This window comes from Xanthobacter sp. BG11Y11_SDJG, from assembly GCF_057364445.1.
In genome coordinates this window covers 1-8,623 of sequence record NZ_JBNFNU010000169.1, presented here as the reverse complement: position 1 = coordinate 8,623, position 8,623 = coordinate 1, and the positions used below count along the sequence as shown (strand labels likewise).

The window sequence follows — 8,623 nt, the reverse complement described above, 5'->3', positions numbered from 1 at the left end:
CCGCCTCCTGTCGGCGGTCATCGGCGCGCTCGGCCTCGGCGCCTATGGGTGGAACCGCGACCGCGAGACCGCCGCCGCCCCCACCCTCCAGACCCAGCGCGTCGCCCGCGGCGACATCGAGCAGCAGGTGACCGCGCTCGCCGTGGTCGAGCCCAAGACCTATGTGGACGTGGGCACCCAGGTGTCCGGCCTGCTGCGCAAGATCCATGTGGAGATCGGCGACGAGGTGAAGAAGGGCGTCCTGCTCGCCGAAATCGACCCGACCGTCTATCAGACCCGGGTGCTGGGCGATCAGGCCCAGCTCGACAATCTCAAGGCCCAGCTGGCCCAGCAGGAGGCGCAGCTCGACCTCGACCGGCTGCGCAACGACCGCGCCCAGAAACTGCTCGCCTCCAAGTCCGGCAGCCAGGATGCGGCGGACGCCACCAACGCCACGGTGCGCATCGGCGAGGCGAAGATCGACGCGCTCAAGGCGCAGATCAAGCAGACCCAGGCGACCCTGGACGGCGACCTCGCCAATCTCGGCTACACCAAGATCTTCGCGCCCATGGACGGCACGGTGGTGTCGATCGACGCGCGCGAGGGCGGCACGCTGAACGCCAACATGACCGCCCCCGTGATCCTGCGCATCTCCGACCTCGACACCATGCAGGTGAAGGCGCAGGTGGCGGAAGCCGACATCCCCAAGGTGAAGGTGGGGATGGAGGTCTACTTCACCACCCTCGGCATGCCGGACCGCCGCTTCACCGCCAAGGTGGTGCAGATCCTGCCGACGCCGGAGACCATCAACGACGTGGTGCTCTACTCGGTGCTGATCGACGTGCCGAACACCGAGCGCCTGCTCATGACCTCCATGAGCGCGCAGGTGTTCTTCCGCCTCGGCAGCGCCAGCGACGTTCTGGTGGTGCCGGTGTCCGCCGTGCGACCGCTGGCCCGCGGCCGCAGCGGCGAGGACCGCAGCCTCGGCATGGTGCGGGTGATGGAGAACGGCGCCGTGACCGAGAAGCGCGTGCGCACAGGCCTTGCCAACCGCACCCATGTGGAGGTGCGCGAGGGCCTCAAGGAAGGCGACGAGGTGGTGACCACCGCCGACGTGGCGCGCACCGAGCGGCGCATGCCGCCGCCGGGGATGATGCGATGAACGGGCCCGCCCCCGCCGTCGCGGCAGACGCGCCGGCCGACGCCGGCCTCGCGCTGATCGCGCTCGAGGGGGTCGACAAGCTCTATCCCTCGGGCGACAGCGTGGTCCACGCGCTGGACGACGTCTCGCTCACCATCATGCCGGGCGAATACGTGGCCATCATGGGCCAGTCGGGCTCCGGCAAGTCCACGCTCATGAACATCCTCGGCTGCCTCGACCGGCCGACGCGCGGCACCTACCGGGTGCTCGGGCGGGACGTCGCCGGCCTGTCGCCCGACGCGCTGGCGGCGCTGCGCTCGCGCACCTTCGGCTTCGTGTTCCAGCGCTACAATCTCCTGCCCGCCATCTCGGCGGAGGAGAATGTGGAGATCCCCGCCATCTATGCCGGGCGCCGAAGGCCGAGCGGCGCGAACGGGCGCAGGCGCTCTTGGCGCGCCTCGGCCTCGGCGAGCGCGCGGAGCACAAGCCCTCGCAGCTCTCCGGCGGCCAGCAGCAGCGCGTCTCCATCGCCCGCGCGCTGATGAACGAGGCGCCGGTGATCCTCGCCGACGAGCCCACCGGCGCGCTCGACAGCCATTCCGGCGAGTTGATGCTGGCGCTGCTGGGAGAACTGCACGCCGAGGGGCGCACCGTCATCCTCATCACCCACGACAAGGAGGTGGCGGCCCACGCCGAGCGCGTCGTGCGCATCCAGGACGGGCGCATCGTCGCCGACGAGCGCCAGAAGGCCCCCGCCCCGCGCGCCTCCACCTTCGGCGCCGAGCACCTGGACCTCAAGGCCCACAACCCCTTCTTCTCGGACCTCACCGAGGCGGTGAAGATGGCCTGGCGCTCCATGGCGGCCAACGCCTTCCGCACCGCCCTCACCCTCCTCGGCGTGGTGATCGGGGTGGCGGCGGTGATCGCCATGATGGCCATCGGCGAGGGCTCCAAGCAGGACATCCTCGGCCGCATCGCCTCCATGGGCACCAACCTGCTGATCGTCCGCCCCGGCGCCCCGGGGGTGCGCACCACCGGGGCCAACGCCTCGCTCCAGGCGGAGGACGCCGACGCCATCGCCGAGGAGATCGACAATCTGGTCGCGGTCTCGCCCGAGCGCTACACCACCGCCACGCTCAGGGTCGGCAATATCGACTACGCCACCATGGTGCAGGGCGCGGGGCCGGGCTACACGGCGGCGCGCGACTGGGCCATGCAGTCCGGCGCCATGTTCACCAAGGCCGATTACAATGCCTATGCGCCGGTGATGGTGATCGGCACCACGGTGGCGAAGGTGCTGTTCCCGGGCCAGGACCCGGTGGGGCGCTACGTCCTGGTGCGCAACGTGCCGTTCCAGGTGCTGGGCGTGCTGGCGCCGCGCGGCGCCAACGCCTTCGGCGCCGACCAGGACGACATCGCGCTGATGCCGCTCTCCACCGGCTTCATCCGCGTGTTCGGCCGGCGCTATCTCAATTCCATCACCATCGCGGTCGCGGACACCGCCCGCATCGACGAGACGCAGGCCGAGATCACCTCGCTGCTGCGCCGCCGCCACCGAGCGGACGACTTCCAGATCCGCAACACCTCCTCCATGCTGGACATGGCCACCGCCTCGGCGGACACGCTGACCACCCTGCTCGCCTCGGTCGCCGCCATCTCGCTCATCGTCGGCGGCATCGGCGTGATGAATATCATGCTGGTGAGCGTCACCGAGCGCACGCGCGAGATCGGCATCCGCATGGCGACCGGGGCGCGGCGCTCCAACATCATGCTGCAGTTCAACACCGAGGCGCTGGTGGTGTGCGGCGTCGGCGGCCTGGTCGGCGTGGCGCTCGGCCTCGGCGTGACGCGGGGGCTCGAATATCTCGGCGCGACGGTCGCCTATGCGGCGGGGCCGGCGCTGCTCGCCTTCGGCTGCGCCGTTATGACCGGCCTCGTGTTCGGCTACCTGCCGGCGCGCAAGGCGGCGGGCCTCGACCCGGTGGTGGCGCTGGCCTCCGAGTGAGGGCGCCGACCGAAGGAGGTCAGTCCTTGGGCGCGGCGAGCGCGACGGTGGGATGGCCGGCGCCCCCGGCGCGCCCTCCCGGCGGGCACGGCGGCTGCGCCGATGCTCCGCCTGGATGGAATAGAGCCCCGCGCCCACCACCAGGACGATGCCGACCCAGGCCCAGCCGTCCGGCAGTTCGCCGAACACCACGAAGCCGGAGATGATGGCGCCGAACACCAGGATGTAGCGCAGCGGCGAGACCACGCTCACCGGCGCGTTGCGGAAGGCATAGACCAGGAGCAGGGTGCCGAGCGCGAAGGTCAGCGCCGAGGCCCCGAGTTGGCCGAGCACCAGGGCCGAGGGCATGCGCCACGGCTCGAACGGCGCGAACAGCGTGCACACGAGGCCGAGCACCAGCGTGGTGGACACGCCCACCACCGCGCCCGGAATCTCCTGGCCGATGTTGCGGGTGACGATGTCGCGCAGCGAGCCGCTCAAAGCGGCGAACAGAGGCAGCAGCGCCACCAGCTGGAAGGTCGACGGGTCGGGCCGCATGACGATCACCGCGCCGGCGAAGCCGACGACGACGGCGCACCATTGCGGCACGCTCACCCGCTCGCCGAGCAGCGGCACCGCGAGCGCCACCGTTATCAGCGGCGTGGAGAGGTAGATGGTGGTGGTGGAGGCGATGGGCATCACCGCCAGCGCGCCCACATAGAGCACCGTGGTCAGCGTATCGAGGCCGGAGCGCGCCAGCACGCGCGGCCGGAAGGCGTGCAGGATCAGGCCGAGCTGGCCCGCCTGCGCCACCAGAGCCGCAAGCAGCAGGCCGGCGAACAGCGAGCGCAGCGCCAGCGCCTGGCCCAGCGGCACCTCGTGCATGGCCACCTTGAGCAGGGTGTCGTTGGTGATGAACATGGCCATGGACGCCACCATGGCGACCATGCCGCGGACGTGGGACCCCGCGCTCATGGCCGCGCCGTCCCGGCGCGCGGGGCGCTCCAGGTCAGGTGACGGTTGGGAATGCTCGCTCGGTTGCGCATGGATATTGCGGGTCGGGAACCGCCGGATCGGGTCGGGGACCGGGCGCCGGACCGGCGCGACACTGTCCCAACCCTTAGGGCGGAAACGTGAATTATTGGCAACGGCAGGCGAGAAGCGCCCGCGAACCTGATGTAGCCGATTTGCGCCGGCAGGCGGTCTGCGCGTTCGGTGGGTCGTGCGGACGAGCCCGGCGCTCCGGGCATGGCGCCGACATGGGTGCGCCGCAATCGGCCCCTGCGTCAGGCCGGACCGGAACCGCGCCTCAGCCGCCGGTCATGCTCATGTGGCGGCGCACCGCCGGCTGGCGGGTCTGCCGGTCGATGACGAAATCATGCCCCTTGGGCTTGCGGAAGATCGCCTCGTCGATCGCCCGGTCGAGCAATGCGTCGTCCGCCGTGGCGCGCAGCGGCGTGCGCAAGTCGGCCGCATCCTCCTGGCCGAGGCACATATAGAGCGTGCCGGTGCAGGTCACGCGCACCCGGTTGCAGCCCTCGCAGAAATTGTGCGTCAGCGGCGTGATGAAGCCGAGCCGTCCGCCGGTCTCCTTCACCTCCACGTAGCGCGCCGGGCCGCCGGTGCGGTAGGCGATGTCCGAAAGCGTGAAGCGCTCCTCCAGCCGCGCCCGGACCTGCGAGAGCGGCAGATACTGGTCGACCCGCTCCTCGCCCACCTCGCCCAGCGGCATCACCTCGATGAGGGAGAGATCGTGCCCCTCGCCGTGCGCCCAGGCCATCATGGCGGCGATCTCGTGCTCGTTCACGTCCTTGAGCGCGACCGCGTTGATCTTCACGTGAAGACCCGCCGCCTTGGCGGCGCGGATGCCCTCCATCACCTTGCCGAGGTCGCCCCAGCGGGTGATAGCGCGGAACTTGTCGGGGTCCAGCGTGTCGATGGAGACGTTGATGCGCTTCACCCCGCAGGCGGCGAGGTCGGCGGCGTAGCGGGCGAGCTGGGAGCCGTTGGTGGTCAGCGTCAGCTCTTCCAGCTGGCCGCTCTCCAGGTGGCGCGAGAGCGCGCGGAACAGGGTCATCACGTCGCGCCGCACCAGAGGCTCGCCACCGGTGAGGCGCAGCTTGCGCACCCCGCGGCGCACGAACGCCGAGCACAGCCGGTCCAGTTCCTCCAGCGTGAGCAGATCCTGCTTGGGCAGGAACGTCATATGCTCCGCCATGCAATAGACGCAGCGGAAGTCGCACCGGTCGGTGACGGAAACGCGCAGATAGGTGACGGCGCGGCCGAACGTGTCCACCAGCGGCGTCGCCTGCGCGGCGGCGCCGGACGGACGGTCGATCAGATCCCTGAGCACGCCTGGCTTGTGGTCCACCACTGGCTCCTCGCGTCTTCCTCCCCGCCGTCCCCGAGGCCGGCTTCGGCCGGCTGTGCGCCCGGCGCCGAGAAGGCGTGCGGACGGCGTTGTCTGATTATATATCGTATGCAGCGCGCCGATGGGTAGGCGCGCCGCGGCACAATTGCGTGCGGCCATGCAGCAAAGGGAGCGCGAACCCGTGCCGGACATCGAAACCACCTCGCCCTCGGGGCCCGCCGACGCCTGGCCGACGGAGCTGCGGGTGGTCGAAGACAAGCACGCTTTGGCCGTGACCTTCGAGGATGGTGCCGCCTTCATCCTGCCGGCGGAATATCTGCGGGTGGAAAGCCCCTCCGCCGAGGTGCAGGGCCACGCGCCGGACGAGAAGATCACGGTTCCCGGCAAGCGGCGCGTGCGCATCGCCGCCGTCGAGCCGGTGGGCAATTACGCGGTGCGGCTCCAGTTCGACGACGGCCACGGCACCGGCATCTATACGTGGCCGCTGCTGCACGCTTTGGGCAGCGAGCAGGAGGCGCGCTTCGCCGCCTATCTCGCCGAACTGGAGCGCCAGGGACTGTCGCGCGGGTGAGGCCTCCCGCGCAGAACATCAATCGCGAGACAGGACAAAAATCCAGGCATGCATGCGATTATTCTGCTTTTCTTCAACCTCAAGAATATCCACGAGCTTATATTGGCCGCGGCCCCACTTGAAGAATAGATACGGCATTGTCATTGGATGCGCACCGAACGGGTCCATTTCCCCTGCGCCCTGAGGAGCATGGGCCATCGTATGCTCGATGTAGACGCGGCCACGATGCGAAAGCTGTCCCACCCAGGCTGAAATGGCCTTTTGCGGGTCCATGGCTTGATCGAGAGAATTCGTGTAGACAAAATCAAATTTACCCACCCACTCAGGATTCTCTTCATGAAAATCCCACACCACCATGTGCTCGAACTGTGTAGCTGTTTCTGAAATATCCGTCCCAATCACATCTCCGGACAGATTTTCACGGAACCATTTTACTTCGAAACCATTGCGTGCACCGTGACAAATGCCATTAGAACCAATATCTTCTCGTCTTATATCATCTGCAATCACAGATAGCGTTCGATCGTCCGCCCAAACATTTTCAATTTTTCTTCTATTGTGTTTGATTTGAATAGATCGATATTGATCATAACCGCCTTCATAGCGATGATGATAAACAAGCTCTCCGCTCTGTAAGCGGACAACCTTGACCCCAAGGGGTTTTATAATCTGATTAATTATCGTTTTCATGACGGCCCCCTGCGATTGTAAACTAATACGGTTATAGTCACATAGATCATATCGCTTCGCAAGAATCATGCGCAAATGTAAATAGATTGGCGCGGTTGTGGGAAGATGACGGGCTAGGCGGCTGGCCCCCGCAGCATCGCGAACAGCGGCCGCAGCATTCCGTTGAGCCGCTCGGGCGAGGGATCGACCCGCGAAAGCACGCGCAACCCCAGCAACTGGCCCAGCAGAAGGCCGGCGAGTTCGTCCGCTTCCCCCCTCCGCGTGACCATGCCCAGCGCCCGGCCCTTCTCCACCTGGCGGCGGAAGAACGCCTGCATGGCATCGAGCACCTCCGCCACATGGCGGCGGAAGGCGGGGTCATGGGACGCCAGCTCCAGCGTCGCATTCACCAGGAAGCAGCCCTTGCGCGCGGGGTCGGTCACGGAATTCTCCACCACCTCGGCGAAGAAGGTCTCGATCGCCTCCAGCGGCGGCAGGTCCTCCAGCCTGGCGATGCGGTCGTGGACGCCGGCGCGCACATAGCGGTCGAACGCCAGCTCGTAGAGCGCCCGCTTGTCGCCGAAGGCGTTGTAGAGGCTGGCGCCGGTGATCCCCATCCCGGCCGCGAGATCGCGCACCGAGGTCGCCTCATAGCCCTTGGACCAGAAGCAATCGATGGCGGCCTCCACAACCGCCGCCTCGTCGAAGGCACGGGGCCGGGCCATCAGGACGCCACCCCCCGCACAAAAAAGTCTGCGAACATCGTCATCCTGGAATTTTAGAGCAAACGCTTGAAAATTCAAGGAAGCGTCGCGCGGCCAAGCCCTTGAAACCCTGCCGGCACCCGCCCGCCGCGGTTTTCGCGCTTGCCAGCCGCCGCCGCCCCGGTCATTTTAGATCGCCCGATCTAAAAACAGATCGGCGCGCCGGGCCGCCTGCCCCGGCGGCCCATTCGCCTTCGCAGTTCCCAGACCACCCGCCCCAGCCAGCCGGGAAGATCCGATGATCCGCTTCTACTTCCACCCCACCCCTAACCCCATGAAGGTCGCCCTTCTGCTGGAGGAGACCGGCCTGCCCTATGAGGTGATCCCGGTGGACACCCGCAAGGGCGAGCAGCACGCCCCCGCCTTCCGGGCGATCAATCCCAATGGCAAGCTGCCCGCCATCGTCGACACGGACGGTCCCGGCGGCGCCCCGGCGCGGGTGTTCGATTCCAACGCCATCCTGCTCTACCTCGCCGAGAAGACCGGGCGCTTCCTCGGCCGCGCCGAGGACCGGCCGGAGATGCTCTCCTGGCTGATGTTCATCGCCTCGGGGCTCGGTCCGTTCTCCGGCCAGGCGGTGCATTTCCAGCTGATGGCGCCGGAGAAGCCGGCCTATGCCGTCAACCGCTACCGCCGCGAGGCGGAACGCCACTACGCCATCCTCGATGCGCAGCTGGCGGACCGGCCGTTCCTTCTGGGCGAGGACTACACCATCCTCGACATGTCCGCCTGGGGCTGGATCGAGCGCGCCAAAGCGGTTCTTCCCGGCAGCGACACGCCCTTGGACGCCTACCCCCACATCGCCCGCTGGCATGACGCCGTCTGCGCCCGCCCGGCGGTGGCGCGGGCGCGCCGCGTGGGCACCGACCACGCCTTCAAGCAGGATATGGACGAGGAAAGCCGCGCGCCCTCTTCCCCACCAACTATCCCGCCGCCTGAGGCACAGAGGAGCGGACCCATGCAGCTTAAGGGCAAGCGCGTCCTCATCACCGGCGGCACCAGCGGCATCGGCTTCGCGATCGCCCGGCTTCTCCAGGAGAAGGGCGCCCGCGTCTTCGTCACCGGGCCGGCGGTCCGGATGTGCTCGCCGCGGCGCTCGAGCGCTCGGACCGAGCGCGACAGGGCATCGCCGCCGACGTCGGCC

Annotated in this window: 6 protein-coding genes and 3 pseudogenes; 5 read left to right on the top strand and 4 right to left on the bottom strand. The window is 68.0% G+C overall.

Annotation, left to right across the window (positions count from 1 at the left end):
• The 3 genes and pseudogenes from AC2W7M_RS14380 to AC2W7M_RS14370 form a co-directional block, all read left to right on the top strand.
• Window positions 1–1,141 (top strand): efflux RND transporter periplasmic adaptor subunit (locus tag AC2W7M_RS14380; RefSeq protein ID WP_486132940.1); only part of this gene is annotated, 1,141 nt, incomplete at its 5' end.
• Window positions 1,138–1,640 (top strand): annotated as a pseudogene (locus AC2W7M_RS14375) (ABC transporter ATP-binding protein); the annotation flags it as partial. The gene AC2W7M_RS14380 and the pseudogene AC2W7M_RS14375, both read left to right, overlap by 4 nt.
• A gap of 21 nt (window positions 1,641–1,661) precedes the next feature.
• Window positions 1,662–3,125, top strand: a complete 1,464-nt coding sequence (locus AC2W7M_RS14370) for an ABC transporter permease (protein ID WP_486132942.1) — start codon at window positions 1,662–1,664, stop codon at window positions 3,123–3,125.
• 189 nt (window positions 3,126–3,314) lie between these two features.
• On the opposite strand, the pseudogene AC2W7M_RS14365 reads toward AC2W7M_RS14370, so the two are convergent.
• Together AC2W7M_RS14365 and moaA are read right to left on the bottom strand one after the other, a co-directional pair.
• A pseudogene (locus AC2W7M_RS14365) lies at window positions 3,315–4,025 on the bottom strand (DMT family transporter); the annotation flags it as partial.
• A gap of 388 nt (window positions 4,026–4,413) precedes the next feature.
• Window positions 4,414–5,457 (bottom strand): GTP 3',8-cyclase MoaA, encoded by a 1,044-nt coding sequence (gene moaA, locus AC2W7M_RS14360; protein ID WP_486132941.1) that lies wholly within the window; start codon window positions 5,455–5,457, stop codon window positions 4,414–4,416.
• Window positions 5,458–5,656: 199 nt separating this feature from the next.
• On the opposite strand from moaA, the gene AC2W7M_RS14355 reads away from it, so the two are divergent.
• Window positions 5,657–6,046 carry a gamma-butyrobetaine hydroxylase family protein gene (locus tag AC2W7M_RS14355; RefSeq protein WP_486132939.1) on the top strand — a complete coding sequence of 130 codons (390 nt, stop codon included), beginning with the start codon at window positions 5,657–5,659 and terminating at the stop codon, window positions 6,044–6,046.
• Between the two features lie 18 nt (window positions 6,047–6,064).
• Here the strand turns inward: AC2W7M_RS14355 and AC2W7M_RS14350 are convergent, their stop codons facing one another.
• The gene (locus AC2W7M_RS14350) at window positions 6,065–6,736 is read right to left on the bottom strand and encodes a hypothetical protein (protein ID WP_486132938.1); all 672 of its coding nucleotides are present in this window, start codon (window positions 6,734–6,736) and stop codon (window positions 6,065–6,067) included.
• A gap of 113 nt (window positions 6,737–6,849) precedes the next feature.
• Window positions 6,850–7,440, bottom strand: coding sequence for a TetR/AcrR family transcriptional regulator (locus AC2W7M_RS14345; protein ID WP_486132937.1), 591 nt, complete (start codon window positions 7,438–7,440; stop codon window positions 6,850–6,852).
• A 277-nt stretch (window positions 7,441–7,717) separates the two neighbouring features.
• On the opposite strand from AC2W7M_RS14345, the pseudogene AC2W7M_RS14340 reads away from it, so the two are divergent.
• Window positions 7,718–8,386: pseudogene (locus AC2W7M_RS14340) on the top strand (glutathione S-transferase family protein); the annotation flags it as partial.
• Between the last annotated feature and the right edge of the window lie 237 nt (window positions 8,387–8,623).